The organism is Aquimarina agarivorans (assembly GCF_000218485.1).
GTDB classification, from domain to species: domain Bacteria; phylum Bacteroidota; class Bacteroidia; order Flavobacteriales; family Flavobacteriaceae; genus Aquimarina; species Aquimarina agarivorans.
This window is the reverse complement of record NZ_AFPB01000167.1, coordinates 22,557-44,565: the sequence shown is the minus strand read 5'-3', so window position 1 is coordinate 44,565 and position 22,009 is coordinate 22,557. Positions and strand designations below refer to the sequence as shown.

Sequence of the window (22,009 nt, the reverse complement as noted above, 5' to 3'; positions counted from 1 at the left end):
TTTTGTTTTAAAAACAACCGTCAATACCATTTGTACCGTAAAGACAATTTTGTTTTAGATTTGGATTTAAAATAAGTTGATCTTGAGGTATTGGCCAATGGGTATGTAATTCTAAATCGAAACCTGCCTTTACACCTAAAAAGTTTTGTGCGGTTCTATCCGGATGTGAATCTACGTGAAAACTATTAACTATTCTATCCAATCTACCCATTCTAATTAAATCGTCTTTTCTTTTCCCTTCAAATGCTAATTCTTTTGCATTTTCAATAACTAATCTGTCAATTAACTCCTCTGCATCCAAACCTTCTGGCACCAAAAACGCTGTAGGATCTACATCCTCCAAATTCTCTTCGATAGCTGTATTCAAATCTGCTTGTGGCGTTCCTGGTTCATTGTCAACAGGAGTGATGTAAACCACACCTTCAGGAATAGTTTTTAACACTTTATCTTTTAAAGACCTCATGATGACTGTATTTATAAGCTCCCTAGCTTGCCCCAAATCATTCAAAGCTATTAAAGCTTCTGCTCTCATTAGTAATACATCGGCATAACGTAAAAAAGGAAAGTCAATAGCACCATCCCCAGGCGCACTTGAGTTAGGTAAAGGTTTAATATATTTTAGAGGTGACCAGTTTCCCCACCCTAAATTTTCTTGATTAAAAGCATCTTGAAGAGTAAAAGAACCTTCTCCCCTAAGTCTTCTCCCTACATTAGTAGGAGCTATTCTCCAGATATTGTGAGAAAAACGAGTATCGGATACAAAATTATCTACTCCAAGTAATAATACTTCTGGTCTAAAATTACTATTTGGAAAATCAAAAAATTCTCTATTTAATTTTGGCAACATGTTTGTTTCCGGCACATCTGAACCTGCTTGATCTGTAATAAGCACATCTCCATTCAAATAACTTAATGCAAAGTCAGCACCAGCTCTGTAGGCTCCAAAACTCCCTCCATCTCTTAAGTTTCCTTGACCTAAGAAGTCACCAAAATCACCACCAACATCACTGTTAGGCCCGTCATAACCTACTGAAAAAATAACTTCATTATTATTTTCATTAATAAAAACATCAGCGTAATTGCGTTCAAGTTGAAATGCTTGAGACTCCATTACTTCTTTTAATTCTGCATTCGCCTGAACAAATCTATCTTGTCTACTCATAGGGTCTCCATTTTCATTAGTTCCACCTTCTACTCCGCCATACTCTTTAGTAGTTGTCATTTGTAAAAAAACTTTACCCAAAAGAACTTGTGCAGCTTCTTTTGAAGCTATATCAGCGGTTGAACCAACTCTAGTATTTCCATTCTCTTTAGCAAATTCAAGATCCTTGATGATTTGAACATACACCTCCTCAGCAGTTGTATTTGTTAAACTTGAATCTTCACGTATTTGAGCTAAAGTTATATCCTCACTGATTACCAAAGGAATATCGCCCCATATTTTAACCATGTCAAAATAAAGTAATGCTCTTAAAAACCGAGCTTCAGCTATTACTGGATTTTTTTCATCCTCAGAAACTGAAAAAGTACTAATCTGACCTAAAAAAGTATTGATTTGCTTGATTGCTGTATAAAATTCAGTCCAAGTTTGACCAATTAACAAAGTTCCTGGTGCATAATTATATAGATAAAGAGGCAAGTATTCTTCTGGAAAAAGAGTTCCCGTATGCGTATCAACACCGACATCAGACCATGTTCCCAATAATCCACCCTGTCTATATAATGCATTTGATCTTAGCGATGCGTAAATACTTGGTAATCTTCCTTGTACTAATTCCTCAAATGTTGCGAAAGAGGCTGTCGTGGTGTTATTTTCTGATGTGATATCTTCACAACTGTTAGTAGAAAATCCTAAAATAAGACTTCCTAAACACAATAAAACTTTATTATTAATTTTTTTCATTTTTATCTTATTTATCTTGTTTAAAAAGTAGCTTTAATTCCTAACCTAAAAGTTCTTGCTTGAGGATAAGCATCAAAATCAACTCCATTTGTTAATCCTGCATTAGTTCCTGAAGATACGCTTACATCAGGATCGTATCCTGAATAATTCGTCCAAACATGTAAGTTGTCAGCTGCACCATAAATACGCAACTGGGACAATCCTAGTTGTTCAATAGCACTCTTAGGCAAATTATACCCTAATGTTATATTCTGCAATCTTAAAAAAGATCCGTCTTCTATATAATCAGAGACTGTCGCAAACCCTTCTTGTCTTACTCTACCTCTTAAACTATGCACTCTAGTATCCTGATTGTTAGGAGTCCATCGCTCTCTTGCAATGCCATATTTGTTAGAAAATTGATTCAAATTAAACCCTGTAAATAAATTTTTATTGTAAACATCGTTACCATACTTCCAATTCATAGCTACCGAAAGGTCCCATGATTTATATTGAAAAGTATTGGTCATACCACCAAAATGTTTTGGATTAGGGTCTCCTATTATCGTCAAATCGCCTTCGTCAATTACACCGTTACCATCCTGATCAACTAGCTTTTGCTGACCTGGCCTATTGGGTGCCGTTCCATTTTGAGCAACTCCTTCTTTCAATGTAAATGGACTAATACCTGTATCTGTTCTTACTCCTCCTGAAGCTGTATCACCATCAAAAACAAACGCTGCTCCACTACCGTCTCGAGTTCCTGTTCTATACAAATTCAATGACTCTTCTTCTGTCAAACCATCAAAATTTTCAAAATCTGAATATTGATACACACCATCACTAACAAATCCATACATGGCACCTATTGGAGCCCCTTCTGAAACTATAAATTCGTTAGATACGCTCGTAGCAACTGAAGATGTAATAGTGAAAAAGTTCTGTGCGTCCCCTAATGAAAGTACTCTATTTTCGATAAAACTTATATTGAAGTTTGTAGACCATTTAAAATCACCAGAATCAATATTAACACTACTAAACGAGAACTCATATCCTTCATTCTGAACCGAACCTGTGTTTTCTAACACAAAAGGGAAACCTGCCTGACTAGCCGTGGGCCTTTCTAACAATAAATCTTCCGTATCTTTTCTAAACCAATCTACGCCAATATTTAGCCTATTATTAAACAATCCTAGCTCACCACCTATATCGTACTGAGTTGTTGTTTCCCAAGTTAAATCAGGATTAGACGCTTGAGCTAAGAAAAAAGCATTTGATCTACTTCCTCCTCTAACCGCACCTGCATTGATATTATTTCCACCACCTCTAAAAGCAGCAAATCTTGTACTATTAAATGCTAATTGAGATCTAAATACACCTATTTTGTCATTTCCTGTTTGTCCAACACTTCCTTTAAACCTCAAATTACTTAAAAATCCTATGTTTTCTAAAAATGCTTCCTCAGATGCATTCCATGTTACACCAACTGATGGAAAAAAGCCCCATTGAGTAGACCCTGGAAAAAATCTTGAAGATTTATCCCCCCTCGCTGTAACATTTAGGACATAACGACCATCGTAGGAATAATTAATACGTCCGAAAATACCTAAAAGTCCATTTTCTTGTCTATCAGTATCAACAGAAACATTGGTCGCAGCACCCAAATCATCTAAGTTTACCGAATCACTTTGGAAATCAGTAGCCCCAGTATTTAAAATCCTAATTTCGTTTCTTAGAATACTGGTTCCCAATACTGTATTAAATTTATGTTTATCATTAAAAAGTTTATCATAAGTTAAAGTATTATTGTTCTGCCATCTAGCTTGATTCCATAACGTTATTGACGCTAATCCTCCATTTATTTCACCCCATCCGAATGATCTTGGAAAATATACTCTACCTTGATTTTCATAAGTATTAAAAGATAAAGAAGATCTAAATTTTAAATCATCGAATATTTTGTATTCCATGTACGCTGATATTGAACCGAAAAGCTCAAAACTAGTATTTACGGTTTCTTCAACTTGAGTTACAGGATTAATAATCAATCTTCCATTAGCGTTTGTAACAAATCCAGAATCATCTGTAACTATTCCATCAGCACCATTACCATTTCTACCTCTATCGAAGCGACCTTGAACAGGCGGTGCTAAAGCTAAATTTGTTATAACACCAAAGGCTCCACCAGTCCCTCCCGCATCAGGAGAAGCCGAAACTATACCTGAACGATCTGCTCTACCTCCATTTGCTTGAACACCTACTTGAAGACGACTATTAACATTACCCCCTACATTTACAGACGCTTGAATTCTTTTATAATCCGTATTTTTCACAATACCTTCTTGATCCGTATAACTTAAATTTCCGCTAAACCATGATGTACTACTACCTGTTCTTGCACTTAAACTGTACTTATTTATAACAGCTTCTCTAAATACTTCATTTCTGAAATCTCTAATTCCAAATCTACGAGTACCATCTTCCTTTAATTGATCAATAGGCAAATCATTACCATTATTATCTCTAAATGCCAGTTGCTGAAATCTAGAACCTGGAATAGCTGGATTATATGGAAAAGCCTCTCTAAAATAATTAACAAAATCTTGTGCTCCTAACAAATCAATGTGATTCGAAATTGTCTGAATACCTGTGCTAGCTTCCAAATCAAATATTAATTTATTCCCTGTTCCCTCTCCACTTTTTGTCTTAATGATAACAACACCATTAGCCCCACGAGATCCGTAGATAGAAGTCGCGTTTGCATCCTTTAAAATTTCAATCGACTGAATATTTGATGGATCAATTAACGATAAAGGGCTAGATTGAGATGAACCTGTTGCTTGACTACCACCAACACCAATAGGGTCTCCGTCAATTTCCACACCATCGATCACATAAAGTGGTGCGCTGCTTGCATTTATTGAAGTCGCACCCCTAATTTGAATGGTAGCAGCATCTCCTGGTCCACCTTGAGATGGTGTAATTTGAACCCCTGCGGCTTTACCCTGAATAGCTTCTTCAAAAGAAACTGCTTGCACTTTATTAATATCTTCGGATTTCAATGAGACCTGAGAACCTGTTAACTCTTTTTTCTCCAAAGTACCATACCCCACTACAACCACTTCGGATAAATTATTAATATCTTCGGCCAAAACCACATCCACAGTAGTTTTATCACCAACTGTGATTTCTTGCGTCACATACCCAACGTAAACAAATTGTAATACATCGTTTTCGTTAGCCTCTATACTGTAAAGACCATCAAAATCTGTTACCGCTCCAACGGATTTTCCTTTAAGCGTTATGCTTACTCCAGGCAGCGGTATACCATCAGTGGTAACTGTTCCCGAAATCGTTTTAGTTTGCGCGGATGCAAAACCAAAACTCATCAACAAAATTGATACCAATAGCATCGATTTGAGATGATCAACTAATCGAAAGTTGTTATTCATCATTTAATATTAAATTTGGTTATAAAAAATAAAAGTTAACATTAGATACTTTCATTTTAAGAAATGAAAACTAATCCTACAGCCAAATATATAAAAAAAAGATGTACAAAATGTAAAATCAATAAATTCAAATATTTTACAAATCTTTAACTCCTTAAAAAAACAAATAAATATCGATTAAATACAAAAAAGGTTAAATGATGAAATTCTTCATTTAACCTTTTTGTTTCAGTGTTTTAGAACTATTCCTAAAAAATAATCTATTTTGCAAAAATACGTTTGAGGATAAAAAACGTCATTTTAAAGCTAGCTTAGTTAACGGTTCCTCTGTTAAATGTTAAAGTCACCTTTGCACCAAAATTATTATTTGTTGTTGTAAATTCTAATTCGGGCACAAAAAAGGGTGCCACAAACTGATTCGCCGTTTCTTGACCTTTTTCTAGCTTTTGACTGGTAACTTTCCCGCCAAAATTAGGCGTAAATTCTGTTGAAGTATAACTTAAAATCATCCTTAAATTATTAATAATTAAAACATCAACAACTAACGTTTTACTTTCACCTTCATTTTCAATTGATAGTTGCACTTGGTTGTCAGATAAAATTGACCAATTTACAGTTGCACCTTCTTTTGCAAATAATGACGAAAATTCTTCATTCAAATTACCTTCTTCTGACTCAAACCTTCTTACGATGTCTTGGGTATTCTCCAAATTAGTCAATTCTACTCCATCTACTTCTGTTGTACCAGCAACATTTGGATTAGGTAAACGCTTAGGCGTTATTCGCTCACCTTCATAAGTAAATAGCGTAAATTTATTAAATTCATACCTCAACTTATATGTATCATTTTCCATTAATACATTTGTATTTGTATTAATGTCAAAAGTGAGGTTGTAGTTCAAGGGGTCATTATCATTTATTACATAATTTACCATACCTTCAAATGTTGGATTACTTCCATCATTTATCATTGCATTGACACTTCCCCCGCTAATCACCAAATTATCTAAAAACCAGTTGCCTTTAATATAATCTTCTGTTACTGGCGTAATGATCTCCTCAAAACTAGGGTCGTTATCACATGACGATAAAAGTACCGTTATGGCAATTGCTATAAAACTTTTTATATTCGCTAATTTCATATTCTTATCTTTAAAATTTACCCTTATTAGTCCAAGCCTAATAGTTGAATCCCATTCAATTTAACTTCATAGGCATCTGCATTTGATGCTTCTCTGTTATCAAAACCTATTTCAACCGTGGTATAATCTTCCGTTACAGTAATTTCCTGACTATATTGTCTCCATTCGGTATTAGTAATATCAAAAGGAGCCCCTAAAACAGCAAATGTTGAACCATTACCATTGCCAAAGAAGAGCACTCTTAAATCGGAAGATGTAGATTTGGCATAAAAAGTTAACTCATACTTCCCTGGGCTTAATGCCACTGCTTGAGGATTACCCGCTGGTCTAGGAAACATAGTATAATTTAAATTCCCTGGCTCAGCTACATTTATAACAAGATTTCTTTCGGAAACCGACGCTCCTGTTGGCAAATCTGTATTTGTTGCCATTGTACTACTCCCTGGTGGTAGCGCTGGAGAAAAAAAGATGTTAGCTTCTTCATTTAACGGAAGGATATTGGTATCTAAGTCGTAAATTTTATCTTTAAAAAAGTTGATTTGGAATGGTAAAACTTCTTGATTAAATACCTCCGCCTCAACGCCAAAAACATCCTTTATATTGTTCGATTCATAACTAAGCTGAGTAGTACTATTTGTTGTAATATTTACTGAAGGAACTATTACTAATGCATTTTTTTGATTTTCATCAATTTCAATAGCATCAATAACTATAGATGCTCCATCAACTTTCAAATCAAATTCAGTAATTATATCAGCCGGCAGTGTTTGAAAATTTCTATTGGCAACAAGTAAAATGGTACCATCTTCTTGCTCAAAAACCTTTTCAAACTTAAACGGAAGGCTAGGAGGAGTAATTCTTATTACACCTTCTTTTATATCAATACCAAAAGGCCTTACTGTGGAAGCTTCAAGGATGTATTCAAAAACACCAACTTCTTGAAACTTTTCAGGACTTTGTTGATCATTGGTAGACTTTAACACTCCATCCTTAAAAAAAGACCACTTTACAATTCTTGGACTACCAGCTGTTGTACTGGAAAAGTTAACATCCGCTCCTGCCTCAAAAACTAATTCATCCGTTTCTACATCCAATTCGTTAGCTTTCGCAGAAATGATACTTATTTTATCTAACACATTAAATTTAAAATCTAATGAATTATTTGACAACACTTCCCCTAAATCTGCACGTAAGTTGACCGTATGCGTACCAGGTTCCTTAAAGACAGCCTTAAAATTTTCTTCATTTGAAGTCTCATCTTCGGCACTTCCAATGATATCTGCTACTCCTTCTGGAAATGTCCAAGTTCTCCCTTTGGAAAGGGTTGATAAATCGCGAAAATTTAAAGTATCCGTAAAAACTCTAGTCAAAACACCTCCATCGGTCAAGGCAAAACCCTCAACATCAGGACTAGCCAAACCAAAAACCCTTCCTGAGGTATTATTTAACTGCTGATCATCATCAACTGTAGTACAAGCACTTATTGCTATTAGCACCATTGCTTGACTTATTATATATTTAATTTTTTTCATTTCAATCTTATTAATCAGTTATTAATAAACTAGGGTTGTCAAACAATTTTGGATTTTCATTTAAAGCCACAAATGGTATTGGAAAATATAAATTACTCCTTAAAAAACTTGATTGAATATTTTGCGTTCGTCTTTGAAAATCTTTTAAAAATCGACTTCTTGCATTGTCATTAACTCTAATAAAAGCAATTAAACCTGGTGAGGTATCTAAGGCATTTGGTACAACTAACTCGTAATCAATTGCCGCTAGTTCTTGCAGTCTTTCTAAGGCAGGACTTAAAGATGATCCGCTATTTCTCAAAGGCCTTCGCCTTAAATCATTCCATAAAATACCCCTTCCTTCAAATGCAAATTCAGCAGGTCTTTCTTTATCAAATAAATGGAAGACAATATTTTCAGGAGTTAATTCCTGCTCATTGATTTGTAAAGTGCTTGGTAAATTATTTTTTAAATTTTCTTCGCTTGGCGGAAACTTATTTAAGCGATCATTAAGTGTTAGATCCACAATCGGAGGCGTTTCCACACCTTGAAACAATGTTTCCAAACTCACCAAACCTCTTTTAGCCCTAACCTCATTAATCAATTCAATGGCTTGTTGCTTATTAGCTTCTGCGTCAGCGCCCCTTAGTAATGCTTCCGCATACATTAATAATACATCACTGTATCTAATAATTTTTTCATTTAGTGGAGAAGCCTGTAACTCGGCCGTCAATTCATCATTATGAAATTTACGTACTACGGCTCTCCTTGGCAATGTTGGAAAAGTTCCGTTTGAAAAACCTTGGCTATCGGTGGATCTACCGTAGTATAAAGAACCATCATCGGCAAATGCCATTGATGCTTTTGCCCGTTTAGAGAGTAACCTTGGCCTTGGATTTGCAAATAATCTAGGGGTCAATTCATTTTCACCAAATTCATAAAAAGCTTCCTCTTCCGATAAATCAGCTGCTGTTCTAACTTCATTTTTAAATAACGTTACAATAAAATGAGATGGCTTAAACCAACCAAACCCACCTTGCTCATCACTAAAATAAGCTGCTCTAATGGTAGATTCATTAGTTGTAGTTCCTTCACCATCACCAAAATTAGGTACAAATGGCAAATTGTCAGAGTATTGTACTTCAAAAACAGATTCTGAATTAAATTCACCTTCTTCTTTAAAATTAGACTCGTAATCATCAACTAGCGCGTAATTGCAACTCGCACAATTAACTACTTCCTGAAAAACATCCGCTGAAGCGTCAAATTTTTCATCGTACAACAATACTTTCCCCAATAAAGAAGCTACCGCTCCGAATGTTGCTCTACCATCTTGATTTCTGGTCGACCAACCAAAAACGTTAGATAAATACACATTTTTTGCCAACGTTAAATCCTTTATTATTTGCTCATAAACAGTTGCTCTTGAAGATAATGGTAAGCGCGTTCCCTCCACATCAGCAGCTATTTTTAAAGGCATCACTACATTACCCCCATTAAATGAATTTGACAACCAAAATAAAGCTAACGATCTTAAAAATAACGCTTCACCTCTTACGTTTGATAACCCAACGATACTTGGAATTTCTAATAAAGTTTTACGTTCATCTTCTGAAAAATTTTCTTTATCAAAATCTGATATATTTACTGCCACAAAATCATTATTTAATGGCGTTGCTTTATTTGCAGCTATCGCATTTCGGATTTCGGACCTCAGCAATTTATCAACCGTTGCTATAGTATTATTAGCTCTATTAACTACGCGATACAAATCAGAATACATTTGTTGCGCTATATCATCTGTTTCATCATAAACACCATCAGTTACTCCAATTGCAGTTGAAAATGGTATAGTAACATTATTCGGATTTACCGATACCTCAGAAAACCAAGCGGAGGCAATGGCTGCCTGACCCCCCGTAGCTCCTGGAAATTGCAAAGCGCTATAGGCTCCAAAAACCAATTGTTCCGCTCTTTCAACCGGACTCTGAAATACATCAGGGTCTGATGAATTATTATTTTGAACATCCAAATCATCATCACAACTAAAAAGAAAAATTGCAATGACAAAAAGAAATGATTTGTATAAATTTTTATTTTTCATTTTCATTTGTTTTAAAAACTTAATTCCAACCCTAATCTACCTGAACCTGTAACTGGAGTATATCCACGATCAATACCCCTAGAAAAAAGTCCGTTTCCTCCAACTTCAGGATCAAAACCTGTATAATCAGTTATTGTAAGTACATTTGATGCTGCTAGGTATATTCTTAACTTAGACAAATTTGCTTTTTTAAGGGTTTCCTTTGGGAAATTATACCCTATTTGGATGTTACGTAAACGTATGTAATCACCATCTTCAATAAACTGATCTGTAATTGACAAAAAGTTTGTTGGTCTTGCTCTTTGTCGGTTAATTGGAATTTCCGAAGCCTGATTATCCGCTCTGTAAGCGAATAATAAGTCCGTATGATTTTGAGCATTATAAGCCAATGCTTTAGGGCCGTTATAAATTTTAGCTCCAAAAGATGCGAACCATTGCATGGAGAAGTCAAAATTTTGATAATTCATCCCGTAATTAAGTCCTATTTCAAAATCAGGAAGAGAGCTTCCTTTAAAAGTTCTGTCATTTTGAACGTTTATTGAACCATCCCCATCAACGTCTTTGAATCGTAAGTCACCAATTTTAGCGTTACTTGGTATAGCACCGCCTAATAATTGATATTCATCAAGTTCAGTTTGATTTCTAATTAGTCCATCAGAATCCAATAAAAAGAATGAACCAACTGGAAAACCTTCGCGACCAAAATTTACTGGAAAATTCTGAAGCTGATTTGTTCCCGGAGCTGGTTGTCCTCCATTAATTTGAGAAGTGGTACCAGCCAATGCTGTAATTTCATTACTATTTGATGTAAACGTACCCGACAAATTCCATTGAAATTTACCTTTAATATCTCTGTACCCTGCTGTTAATTCCACCCCTTCATTTACCAATGCACCCACATTGGAAAACACTGTAGCTGTTGGACTTGGAAACGTTGGATTAAACCCTGAAGAAAGTGCTGTATTAGCCAAAAACAATAAATTATCTTTTTCTACCCGGTAAAGCTCTCCTGTAAAATTAAAAGCACCTCCAAACAATAATAAATCAACTCCCAAATTTTCAGAAACACTAGTTTCCCAAGTCAAATCCAAATTCCCTATTTGCGTTCTGGATATTCCTACAACCTCTACATTTCTTGTTCCTAAAATAATATTGGTTCCTGAACTGATCCCTGGATTAGCTATAAATGCTTCAACATTTTGATTACCAACCCACCCAATACTTGCTCTAAACTTTAATGATTCAATAAAGGATAAAAAATCAGAGTTTTCAATAAACGATTCTTTACTTGGCACCCAACCTAGAGAGATACCTCCAAATGTTTCTGCCCTATTTTCAGCTGTAAAGTTTGAGGTTTGGTCTCTACGTACATTAGCTCTTAACAAATACTTTTCCTTGAAACCATACCCCATATTTCCAACCAAACTCCTAAGTTTGTTTACCGTTAAATTTCCAGAAGCCTGCACTGCCGACTTGTCTTTAGCAGCATTAATATTCGGAAAACCTGCAGTATCAAAATCCCTAACAGATACTCCTGATTGAGCCCAGCTTCTATTCTCGCTAGTAACCCCTACAAGACCTGAAAGCTTATGTCCTGAAAAATCTTTTTCATACTCTGTAAAAAACTCGACCAAGCTCGTTTTTCCTAACCCTCTACGTTCTTGCAACGTGGCAATTGTTTGTGCTATTTGCCCCTCATTTACACCGCCATCCAGTCCAAGGAAGAAAAATGCAGGATCAAAAAACCGATCCTTTAAATCGAATCTACTGAAACTTAAATTCAATTTAGTATTAAACCCTTCAAACCAATTATAATTAAACGTTCCGTATAAACTTCCACTTAATGTCTCCCTTCTGTTTTCTTGCCTTAATTTATCAATTACATTATTTGCCGCTATTGTGTTTGCTGAGTTTTCATCTAAAGAAATAGTATTTGCATTTGCTAAATCACCAGGCCCTTGTATGTATGAAGGAGCAGTAAGCGCATCGTACAAAATTCTCCATGGTTCAACTCTTGCATTTGAATTAGAAATTGAAAAACTTGTAAACGCATTAAATTTACCTCCATTATTAAAGCCCGTATTTAATTTAATATTAGTACGCTCAAAATTTGAATTTACAATATTACCTTCTTGATTTAAGTAATCAATATTTAAACTATAGTTCAGAAAATCAACTCCTCCTGAAAATCTCAAATTTGCATTGTTTGAATATGCATATTGATTTAATATTTCATCCTGCCAATCTGTATCGAAATTAAATGCGTTTGGATTTCTTGTCAAAATACCTTCGGTTTGCACTTGTCCTCCTGTATTTTCAATAATGTTTCGGTCATTTGCCAATGCCTGACTTGAATTTAACACAGAAACCCTTCTTGTTAATCTGTTTACCGATGAATATGTGTTAAAATCAACTTTAAGTTTTCCTTTTACACCACGTTTGGTGGTTACAAGAATTACCCCTGCAGCTGCTCTAATACCATATATCGATGCAGAAGCCCCATCTTTCAAAACTTCAATAGATTCAATTTCACTAGGACTTAAATTAGGATCACCAGTAACTGGTAAACCATCAACTACCCAAAGTGGCGATAATCCATCGGCTAAAGGATTTTGTAAGGCTGCATTCGGATTATTGAAATCACTATCTGATCCATTTAAAGAGTTTGCTCCCCTAATTTGCACATTTGCACGAGCACCAGGTGAACCGCTTGAAGCTTGAATATTTACACCTGCTAGCTTACCTTGAAGCGCTTCAGCAGGGTCACCAACAGCTTGTTTTGTCAACTCATCGCCTTTTACAGAAGAAATTGCTCCAGTTACCTCAATTTTCTTCTGTTTTTGATATCCCACTACAACCACCTCTTCTAGCACGGATACATCTTCCTTCATGCTCACATTAATTGTATTTTCTTTACCTACAACTACCTCCTGAGACTTAAATCCTACATAATCAAATACCAATACATCACCCTCTTCTGCTTCAAGAATAAATATTCCATCGAAGTCACTTACCGTTCCTGATGAACTTCCCTTGATTAATACACTAACTGCTGGGAGCGGATAACCCTCCCCTGTTACTGTACCCGTAATCGTTTTAGTTTGTGCATTCATAAAGCCAAAACCGAGTAATAAAACTGACACGAAAAGCATCGATTTAAGCCGATCGACTAATCGAAAGTTGTTTTTCATCATTTAATTTAATTTTAGTTATGGCGACGAAAGTAACGGATAAACTACCCTTAAATCATTAACATAATGTTAATATTAAATCAGACGAAAAGAATTAAAAAACAGTTTAAAAAAACGTTTTAGCATATCTTAATAAGCTGATTACAAGCGATATAGAACCTTGATTTTTTAAAGAAAATATTCTAAAAAAAAGTTAAAAATTGAGAAAGTAAATTCCTACCAATTGATAAGTACCTTTTTTTATCAAATAAAATTAGCCTTTTATGAAAAGTACTGCTTGCAATATATGCGTTAGAATTATTGAAGAATTTTTATTTCGCTATTATTGATAGCAACCAAATAGCTTTTTTTATTGCGAACAGTTATTGGCCATAATCCTTTGACATTATTAGGAAGAAATATGCCACTTTTGTTGGTAGATAAATAGCTGAAAGTATTAGTATTGTTATGAGCATCTCTAAAAACTCTTTTAATTTAAAAACCCTGAGTCATCTAACCCAAATTGTTCGGCTTGTTCTAAAAAAGTGCCATCACCCTGATTAATGTATAGCAAATTTTTTCTGCTATTCTTTGGTTCTTTCCACCCTCATACGGTTACATATATGTCCACATAACCATCAGTATTCACATCTTGCATTACTACTCCATTATGCCAAGCTTTTTTTGCACGAATGCCTGCTTTAATGGTAATATCCTCAAACTTAAAATTTCCTTTATTTAAATAAAGCTTATCTTCCTTTTGATTTCCAACAAAATAAACATCCTCCAAACCATCATTATTAATATCCCCTACAGCTACACCAGCTCCATTATAAGCATAGTTAAAAACACCAAAAAAATTATTGTAATCTTCAGCGATATCATTTGAAAAATCAATTCCAGTTTGAGAAGATGATAAACTTGAAAAAAGCAACATTTTTTCTGCTTTTATTTCTTTTTTGGTGTGTGAACAAGCAATTAAAAAAAGAAATACTATAAATATAAATCGACACATCATATTTAAATGTTGAATAAACTAAAATGAATTATGGCACTAATAAACAATCAATATTACATTCATTTTTTGAACTTTAAAAAAAAATCCACAATAAAATATTCTCAACACCAAAACCAATGATTACAAATTTACAACTAACTGATAATTTGACTCTTTTTTGATGAATTTATGAACTAAAACGATTTTTAATCTTACAAATAATGATATTTTAGCTTTTGTTTAAATTTTACACATTAAAATTATGGGGATAATTTCTTTTATTGGTTTTACAATTCTTGTTGCTCTTATTGCATGGTGGTCAACTCGTAATACAGATGAAAACTCATCTGATGGTTATTTTTTAGGTGGTCGGAGTTTAACCGCTGGCGTTATTGCTGGATCATTATTACTCACTAACCTTTCCACCGAACAAATAGTTGGCTTAAATGGAGATGCCTATTCAAATGGAATTTTAGTAATGGCATGGGAAACACTAGCTGCCATCGCCATGGTAATTACTGCCATTTATTTATTGCCTAAATATTTAAAAGGAGGTGTTTCAACGATACCAACTTATTTAGAAAGAAGATTTGATGTTACCACAAAAGCAATAACTTCCGGGCTTTTTTTAACCGGCTACGCAATTGTTTTGTTACCCATTGTATTGTATACGGGCTCCGTAGGTATTAGCACCATGTTTGATTTTCCAAAATTATTAGGTGTCACTGAAATTCAAGCTATTTGGATTACCGTATGGGGCATTGGAGTTATAGGGTCTATTTATGCTATTTTTGGAGGATTAAAGGCTGTTGCTGTTTCGGATACCATAAATGCAATAGGGTTATTAATTGGAGGACTATTAATTCCAATTTTTGGATTAATGTCCATTAGTGATGATGGCTATATTTTATCAGGCATCACCAAATTAATGAATCAACATCCTGAAAAATTTAATGCCATTGGCAGCAATGATTCCGCCATACCTTTTTCAACTATTTTTACAGGAATGATGTTAGTACAACTGTTTTACTGGGGAACCAATCAACAAATTATTCAGCGCGCTTTGGGAGCTAAAAACCTTATTGAAGGTCAAAAAGGGTTAATTTTAGCAGCTTTCATCAAAATACTTGGTCCTATTATAGTTGTACTTCCTGGTATTATTGCCTTTCATAAATATGGAGGAAATTTGAGTAGTTCCAGTTTGGCCTACCCCAAACTTGTTGCTGATGTACTCCCCGTGAGCTATGTAGGATTTTTTGCTGCAGTATTGTTTGGAGCTATTTTAAGTTCCTTTAACTCCGCATTAAATAGTTGCGTAACTTTATTTGGAATTGATATCTACAAGCAATTCATGAATAGCGAAGCAACTGAAAGGCAGGTGGTAAATAAAGGAAAAACTTTTGGAATTGCACTAGCTCTTTTTGCCATGTGTATTGCCCCGTTTTTACACTATGCTGGCAGCATTTTTGGCTACCTCCAAACAGTTAATGGCGCATACAGTATCCCTATTTTAACGGTAATTGTGATTGGGTTTTTAACAAAACGTGTTCCCGCTTTAGCCGCCAAAGCAGGTTTAATTTTTTCGTTTTGCCTCTACGTAATTTACATTATTCTTTCAAAAGGAATGGAAATAGAATTGCCTCACTTTTTACACATTCAGGCAATCACCTTTGTACTTACCGTTATTATTATGCTTGTTATTGGCAAATTAAAACCAAGACCAACTGATTACATTCAACAATACACTAAAGATGTGGATTTAACTACTTGGAAATACGTTAAACCTGTAGGGTTAGCCATTTGCATTGTTGTCATTAGTACATACGTGGTATTTAGATAAATTGAATGGTTCAAATTAATTCATTTACATTATTACTTGTGAACACAAAAAACCAGCAAAAGCTGGTTTTTTTGTGTTCAATAATTGTTTTGAATTGTTCAAATAAAAATTAGGCTTTTCCAATAAATGGTGTTGAACCAAAACAATATAATCGTATCATTTTTGTAGTATTATTGCTCCACTTTTGTCAACCGTGCATTTAAAACCACATCAACAACCTCCGCAATTTTGTAAAACATCAATGAAGGTACTTTTATTTTAAAATCTTTCAATAGCAACTTGAAGTTTGATTTTAATTCAAAGCCCTCCCCTTTTTTTATCAATGTTATTGGAATAAATAATTCCTTTTTTATCCCGTGAATATTAAACACACCTTTAACCTTAGTTTCGTTAGCTAGCAAATTATCCAAATCATCAATTTTGGCTTCAAAACTTGCCGTGGGATACTGTTCACTTTCCATATAATTTTCATTAAAATGTTCTTGCATTAACGCGTTAGGAAACACAAAATCTGACACCTTCAACAAACCAACTAAAGCCCCATCACTAGGTCTAAAAGCAACCTTTACCTGACTATTTTTTGCCTGAATAGGTTCAATAGCGGTTTTTGCAGCATTAAAACTGATAATCCCTGTTGCAGTTTTATAGGTTTGTTGTCCAAAAACCGAGTCCAAACAAATACTGCTTTGAAACAACATTAAAAGACCTAGAAAAAGAAAATTACTCCTCCAATTTCCCATCATCGATCCATTTATTAAAAGTTTCCACAAATGATGCTGACAACATACCTTCGGATGCAGGTGGCATAGATCCATTACTCATCCTAGCCAACATAGCATTAGCATTTGCGCTCACTTGGTCAAAAGTTACATATACAGCACTCGCAGGAGCTCCAAACATTGTTGGACTACCATGGCATTTTAAACACCTATCCGCTATTAATGGTTTTACATCTTTTTCAAAAATTAAATTAACTTCCTGACCTGTTGTCGAAGGAGTTTCCTTTAAATCATCTTCACTATCTCCACTACAACTAAATAAAAAAAACGCACTGATCAACGGCAAAAAAAAGAGTTTCATAATAATTTAATTTAATATGTTAAGTTTGAGTCCAGAATATCGACCTATCCTTACAAACATGAAACCATGAAATTTATTGCACTTTCTATTAGCTCCCTTTTATTTAATTTCTCAATATATGCTCAAAACGATCTTTTGAAATCATTGAAAACACCTAGTTCAACTCCCCCAAAAAAAACCGTACAATCCGCATTTAAAAGTTATAAGCTTATAAATTTTGAAACCACAAAACTTGTCCCCAAACATCACTTAAATTTAGTTATTGCTCATCGTTTTGGAACTGTAAAAAATGGAATTGATGATTTGTTTGGGCTAGATCAGGCCTCAACTAGAATACAATTTATTTATGGCTTAACTAAGGCTATTAATATTAGCTTTTCGCGAAGCAAGTTTGATAAAACGTACGACCTAGCTACTAAATATAAACTAGTAAATCAGCAAAACAATGGGTTTCCCTTTAATTTGGCTGGATACAATTTAATAGCCGTAAATACTGCATTGGACAAAGAATTATCCGTATTGCCTAAACTTGAGTTTGAAAATCGTTTGCGGTACACCAATCAACTTATAATATCGCGCAAATTCAACTCAAAGCTTTCGCTAGAAGTAATACCTACTTTTTTTTATGACGGCTTAGTCAGAAGCCCAGAACAAGAAAACGCTCAATATGCTGTAGGCTTAGGAGGAAAATATCAAATAACCAAACGTTTTGGAGTGGTTGTAGATTATGGAGCGCATTTAAACAGAGCAAAAAATACAGGTTTTAGAGATCCCCTTTCGGTAGGAGTTGAAATAGAAACCGGAGGACATGTTTTTCAACTGCATTTTACCAACGCACAAGGAATGTTTGAAAATGCATTTCTTTCAAATGCCAGTGGCGATTGGAGTGATGGAAATTTCTTTTTTGGGTTTAATTTACACCGAGACTTTCTACTCAATCGAAAATCAAAAAATTAATATTACACTAAAATCATTGCAATTACTCGCTTATACTAAAAAAGCTTTCACTACCAAAACCATCGAATTACACCATAATAAACTACTAAATAAAGTGATTAATTAAGAATTCGACTAAATAATGCCTTTGCAGTAGCTATTGGCCATTTTTGATTATGTGATAAACTTTCAGTGATAGCACCTTCATACAATACATAAATTTGTTTTGATAAGGTTTTTGTTTCTTCAGCTGTCAATTTTGGCTCATTTTCTTGAATTAATTTCTCTAAAAAATTCAAAAATTCTCCTTTATGCTTTTGTATTGAATTTTTAAGTAATTGATCATTTTCTGGGATGTCAGAAATTGTTTTTACACGCCAACACCCATTAAACTCATTTGAATCATATAAAATTTCCAAAAAATCAAAAACACTTATAATTCTTTCATAACCAACTGGTCTTTTTGACACAAATTCATCTATTTCTGCAAGAAATTTTTCGTTTTTTTGGGCTAAAAAAGCGATACAAATGGCTTCCTTTGACTCAAATAGTTCAAATAACTGTTTTGCCTGAATGGCTGTTGCCTGAATAATCATATTCATGCTTGTTCCCGAATAACCATTTTTATAAAAAAGTTCCGAGGAAACTTCAATGACGTGTTGCTTTACTTGTTGGGGGTTCATTTTACTAAGATAAAAAAAAGAGATACGCTTGCACCTATTTAATTTCAAAACATTAGCTCAAAAAAGTATTTTTACAAAAAATATTTTATGAGCACGAATAACCTTGAAAATGAATTTTTTGGTATAGGCATACAAAACGGAAAAACACCTGAAAATTTAGGGGTACTATGGCGTAGCGCACAAAATATGGGTGCTAGTTTCATTTTTACAATTGGCAATCGGTACGCAAAACAAGCTTGCGACACGCACAACGCTGTAAAATCGATGCCCTATTACCATTACGATACTTTTGATGAATTTTTCAAAAACCTCCCTAAAGGTGTTCGCTTAGTAGGGGTTGAGCTAGGTGATACCGCTCATCATCTTGAAACTTTTGAACACCCACGTAGGTGTGCTTATTTACTTGGCGCTGAAGACCACGGCTTGTCCAAAAAAGCAATTCAAAAATCTCACTTTTTAATCAAATTTAAATCTACTTTAAGTTTAAATGTTGCCGTAGCTGGCAGTATAGTTATGTATGATAGAGGTATTAATAAACCTAGGAGTTAGTGATCAGTAGTTGATGGTTGAAATTTATCAAAACTATTGCTTGATTAATTTAAAGGATGCACCAGAATCTTTATCGCAAAGCAAATACATTCCACGATCCAAATTTGATATATTTATCTCATTGTTTTCATTTTCAAAATAAGAAGATAGTATTAATTTACCGGATAAATCATATACCGATAAACTCAACTCCTTTTTTTTCAAATTAATAGTTACAAAGTTCGTTGCTGGATTAGGATAAATTTCCGCACTCAAAGCTTCAAAATTGGATATAGATAGCGTACTTGACAAATTGATGTCTATATAATTTAAATTAAGTAAAAACTGAGATTCCCCTTCAAAAACAAATTTCAAGTTTTGATCACCTTCATTTAAAGTAATTTCTTTGTCCACAGTAGTCCACTCTTGCCATCCACCCGTATTACCTACATTTAAATTTTCTAGTACTACATTATTACTCATAATCACAATTGTACCGCCATTGGTATCTGAGGCTACTCGAAAATTAAATTTATACGCTCCAGTTTCAGCTACACTAACAGCATATTCAACAAAATCATTAGCTCCAATAAACCCTACATTTAATCCTCCACCAACATCTTCAGTCGGTTCTATTTGCATCCCATTTTGCTTGATAAAATCTTCTGCTTCTATTTTCCCAGGAATGGTTTGAAAAGCAATTTCACATTCTTCGCCTAAAATATTGTAACACCCATTACCTGAAGGGCCTTTTTTTAGGTCCCATTCCACACCAGGCACCCAATTATCACCCAATTCGTATGCCCCAACATCAGGATTACTTCCTTTAAAACCGTCTGTATATCCCGGAATAATCCTTCCAAAATCAACTGCTTTCGCATTTGGTTTTAACTGAAAATTATTGCCCTCCCAATTTACATATGATTCCTGGTCTACTAAATTATTTTGTTTATCAGATTGAGGCTCCCAAGTAGCTTCCTCCTCTTGCCCTCCTGCACTTGATCCTTCTTTATCCGTAATATTATTCCATACATTAACATTGGAAAACATAGTACCCGCTTTATGCCAGGCTCCCATGGTAGCAATATTTTTTGCAAATGAATTATTGTACACATTAATATCAGTTCCATTCCAGTTAATTTGCACACTTGTCCATTCAGTATTCCAAACTACATTTCTGTAAACATTTACCTTACCTGCATCATTATCCAAATAAATACCAGCTGCTTTTTTTAATTTACCTCTTGATTCAGCATCATGAAACCAATTGTGGTGGATTTCCATATTCAAATCTTCGCCTATGGTATAAATTAATGCACAATCATCAGCTATCAAATTACTTTTTGACACATCATTATACTCCACAGTTGAATTTTTTGTAATGATTTGAATGGCATCTCTCCCACCGTTTTTTATAGTATTTTTACTCAACAAACAATTGGAAGCCCCTCTAGCTAATACCGGAGCATTATAATCGCCCAGGTAATCAAAATCATGAATATAATTATTAATAATTTTTGTTCCATTGCCTTGGTCGTAAATTCCTGAACCTGCTCCATATGCAATTTCGCACTGTTCAATTATGTTATTTTTAGCATTCCATTTTACCATCACATTTCTACAATCAGCAATAAATGATTGTGCTACACCTCGGTAATAATCTCCATGAAAGCTACTCACTTTATAAATTCTGTTACCAGTGCCATCAATTTCAATCCTCCCTCCTAAAACCGCTAAATTTTGTATTTCTATGTAATTTCTTTTATTTAAATTAACCGTCATTTGCCTTTGTCTCATAGCAATCTGACCATCATTAGGTTTGTTGCCTCCAAGCACTTGAACATATAACGTTTTGGAATTACTATTAAACCACCACTCATTCTGATAATCTAATACTCCCTTAACACCTTCTAAAAAGAAATCACCACCATCAGCTGGCGGGTGTGCAGCAATAATCCAATCGGCTGATTTATTTACTGTAAAGTTTACTCTTCCTGTGCTTCCTCCGGTAATGTACTCCCTCCAAGTAGTCCATCCTGAGCCCCCTCGATCGCCATAAAACATAATATTTCCACCTGTCCAATCTACGTTTGGTATCTCCTTATTTAATAAAAAAGCGTTGTTTAAGTTGGATGAATCTGATCCTCCCTCACTCCTTACAGAATTTAATGAAAATGGATTCCCGTCCGTATTATTGGGCCAACGTGCTAAATCCATAACTACTCCATTATTCATTAACATGTTGTAATCCTTTAAATCCCAATCTACTGTTGTTTTATAAATTGAGCCCGCATCCAATTCCCAATTTTGCAAGGATTGCATGGCTGAAATAATTACTTTGTCTCCTTCTTTACCCTTAAAAATTATTGGATTGCCCGCATTACCCGAGTTTACAGGACGGATCGTTTCAAAATAAGTTCCTGATTCAATAATTACCGTATCCCCTGCTTTTGCTTGTTGTGCGGCTTTATTAATTGTTAAGTAAGGTGATGCCTGCGAACCATCGTTGGAATCATTCCCTGATTTGGATACGTAGATATCTTTGGCTGCTAAAAAAAAGAAGTTACATAAAAAAGCAACCGTTACTATTCCTTTAAAATTCAATTGAGCGTGTCGAATCATAATCTATATTTTGTTCGAAAATAGAAAAAGGTTTTTTTTAAATACCTAGAAATTTAGCTATA

The 22,009-nt window shown here is 34.4% G+C and carries 14 protein-coding genes; 3 read left to right on the top strand and 11 right to left on the bottom strand.

The genetic code is table 11. The annotated features are described in order from the left end of the window. Nucleotides 1–7: 7 nt before the first annotated feature. From GMC_RS0113430 to GMC_RS22360, 7 genes are all read right to left on the bottom strand, one after another. Nucleotides 8–1,903, bottom strand: a complete 1,896-nt coding sequence (locus GMC_RS0113430; protein ID WP_010522633.1) for a RagB/SusD family nutrient uptake outer membrane protein — start codon at nucleotides 1,901–1,903, stop codon at nucleotides 8–10. A 20-nt stretch (nucleotides 1,904–1,923) separates the two neighbouring features. Continuing rightward, complete coding sequence (locus GMC_RS0113425; protein ID WP_238528009.1) at nucleotides 1,924–5,337, bottom strand: SusC/RagA family TonB-linked outer membrane protein; 3,414 nt, start codon at nucleotides 5,335–5,337, stop codon at nucleotides 1,924–1,926. A 308-nt stretch (nucleotides 5,338–5,645) separates the two neighbouring features. Next, nucleotides 5,646–6,476, bottom strand: coding sequence for a hypothetical protein (locus tag GMC_RS0113420; protein WP_010522631.1), 831 nt, complete (start codon nucleotides 6,474–6,476; stop codon nucleotides 5,646–5,648). Nucleotides 6,477–6,502: 26 nt separating this feature from the next. Further along, entirely contained in the window at nucleotides 6,503–8,008 is a 1,506-nt protein-coding gene (locus tag GMC_RS0113415; RefSeq protein ID WP_010522630.1) for a carbohydrate binding domain-containing protein, read from the bottom strand. Between the two features lie 10 nt (nucleotides 8,009–8,018). Next, entirely contained in the window at nucleotides 8,019–10,091 is a 2,073-nt protein-coding gene (locus tag GMC_RS0113410) for a RagB/SusD family nutrient uptake outer membrane protein (protein ID WP_010522629.1), read from the bottom strand. 11 nt (nucleotides 10,092–10,102) lie between these two features. Beyond that, complete coding sequence (locus tag GMC_RS0113405; RefSeq protein ID WP_094766301.1) at nucleotides 10,103–13,285, bottom strand: SusC/RagA family TonB-linked outer membrane protein; 3,183 nt, start codon at nucleotides 13,283–13,285, stop codon at nucleotides 10,103–10,105. A gap of 583 nt (nucleotides 13,286–13,868) precedes the next feature. Continuing rightward, on the bottom strand, nucleotides 13,869–14,198 hold the full coding sequence (locus tag GMC_RS22360; protein WP_238528008.1) for an FG-GAP repeat domain-containing protein: 330 nt from the start codon (nucleotides 14,196–14,198) through the stop codon (nucleotides 13,869–13,871). A 322-nt stretch (nucleotides 14,199–14,520) separates the two neighbouring features. On the opposite strand from GMC_RS22360, the gene GMC_RS0113395 reads away from it, so the two are divergent. Further along, nucleotides 14,521–16,098: a solute:sodium symporter family transporter gene (locus tag GMC_RS0113395; RefSeq protein WP_010522626.1), complete on the top strand. Its 1,578-nt coding sequence runs from the start codon at nucleotides 14,521–14,523 to the stop codon at nucleotides 16,096–16,098. A 170-nt stretch (nucleotides 16,099–16,268) separates the two neighbouring features. Here the strand turns inward: GMC_RS0113395 and GMC_RS0113390 are convergent, their stop codons facing one another. Next, on the bottom strand, nucleotides 16,269–16,772 hold the full coding sequence (locus GMC_RS0113390) for a YceI family protein (RefSeq protein WP_238528007.1): 504 nt from the start codon (nucleotides 16,770–16,772) through the stop codon (nucleotides 16,269–16,271). A gap of 46 nt (nucleotides 16,773–16,818) precedes the next feature. Then, entirely contained in the window at nucleotides 16,819–17,178 is a 360-nt protein-coding gene (locus GMC_RS0113385; protein WP_010522624.1) for a hypothetical protein, read from the bottom strand. 135 nt (nucleotides 17,179–17,313) lie between these two features. On the opposite strand from GMC_RS0113385, the gene GMC_RS0113380 reads away from it, so the two are divergent. After that, nucleotides 17,314–18,135 carry a DUF5777 family beta-barrel protein gene (locus tag GMC_RS0113380; protein WP_238528006.1) on the top strand — a complete coding sequence of 274 codons (822 nt, stop codon included), beginning with the start codon at nucleotides 17,314–17,316 and terminating at the stop codon, nucleotides 18,133–18,135. A 98-nt stretch (nucleotides 18,136–18,233) separates the two neighbouring features. Here the strand turns inward: GMC_RS0113380 and GMC_RS0113375 are convergent, their stop codons facing one another. Then, nucleotides 18,234–18,797, bottom strand: a complete 564-nt coding sequence (locus tag GMC_RS0113375; protein WP_010522622.1) for a TetR/AcrR family transcriptional regulator — start codon at nucleotides 18,795–18,797, stop codon at nucleotides 18,234–18,236. A gap of 87 nt (nucleotides 18,798–18,884) precedes the next feature. Between GMC_RS0113375 and GMC_RS0113370 the strand changes: the two genes are divergently transcribed. Further along, a complete protein-coding gene (locus tag GMC_RS0113370; RefSeq protein ID WP_010522621.1) occupies nucleotides 18,885–19,346 on the top strand; it encodes an RNA methyltransferase in 462 nt (153 codons plus the stop codon). A 33-nt stretch (nucleotides 19,347–19,379) separates the two neighbouring features. Here GMC_RS0113370 and GMC_RS0113365 read toward each other — a convergent pair whose 3' ends face one another. Then, nucleotides 19,380–21,947: a carbohydrate-binding protein gene (locus GMC_RS0113365; RefSeq protein WP_010522620.1), complete on the bottom strand. Its 2,568-nt coding sequence runs from the start codon at nucleotides 21,945–21,947 to the stop codon at nucleotides 19,380–19,382. Between the last annotated feature and the right edge of the window lie 62 nt (nucleotides 21,948–22,009).

Excerpts from the sequence above, each read along its gene's own strand:
- GMC_RS0113385 (WP_010522624.1), bottom strand. The coding sequence starts at position 17,178 with ATGAAACTCTTTTTTTTGCCGTTGATCAGTGCGTTTTTTTTATTTAGT.
- GMC_RS0113405 (WP_094766301.1), bottom strand. The coding sequence starts at position 13,285 with ATGATGAAAAACAACTTTCGATTAGTCGATCGGCTTAAATCGATGCTT.
- GMC_RS0113365 (WP_010522620.1), bottom strand. The coding sequence starts at position 21,947 with ATGATTCGACACGCTCAATTGAATTTTAAAGGAATAGTAACGGTTGCT.
- GMC_RS0113410 (WP_010522629.1), bottom strand. The coding sequence starts at position 10,091 with ATGAAAAATAAAAATTTATACAAATCATTTCTTTTTGTCATTGCAATT.
- GMC_RS0113415 (WP_010522630.1), bottom strand. The coding sequence starts at position 8,008 with ATGAAAAAAATTAAATATATAATAAGTCAAGCAATGGTGCTAATAGCA.
- GMC_RS0113375 (WP_010522622.1), bottom strand. The coding sequence starts at position 18,797 with ATGAACCCCCAACAAGTAAAGCAACACGTCATTGAAGTTTCCTCGGAA.
- GMC_RS0113420 (WP_010522631.1), bottom strand. The coding sequence starts at position 6,476 with ATGAAATTAGCGAATATAAAAAGTTTTATAGCAATTGCCATAACGGTA.
- GMC_RS22360 (WP_238528008.1), bottom strand. The coding sequence starts at position 14,198 with ATGTTGCTTTTTTCAAGTTTATCATCTTCTCAAACTGGAATTGATTTT.
- GMC_RS0113430 (WP_010522633.1), bottom strand. The coding sequence starts at position 1,903 with ATGAAAAAAATTAATAATAAAGTTTTATTGTGTTTAGGAAGTCTTATT.
- GMC_RS0113395 (WP_010522626.1), top strand. The coding sequence starts at position 14,521 with ATGGGGATAATTTCTTTTATTGGTTTTACAATTCTTGTTGCTCTTATT.
- GMC_RS0113425 (WP_238528009.1), bottom strand. The coding sequence starts at position 5,337 with ATGATGAATAACAACTTTCGATTAGTTGATCATCTCAAATCGATGCTA.
- GMC_RS0113370 (WP_010522621.1), top strand. The coding sequence starts at position 18,885 with ATGAGCACGAATAACCTTGAAAATGAATTTTTTGGTATAGGCATACAA.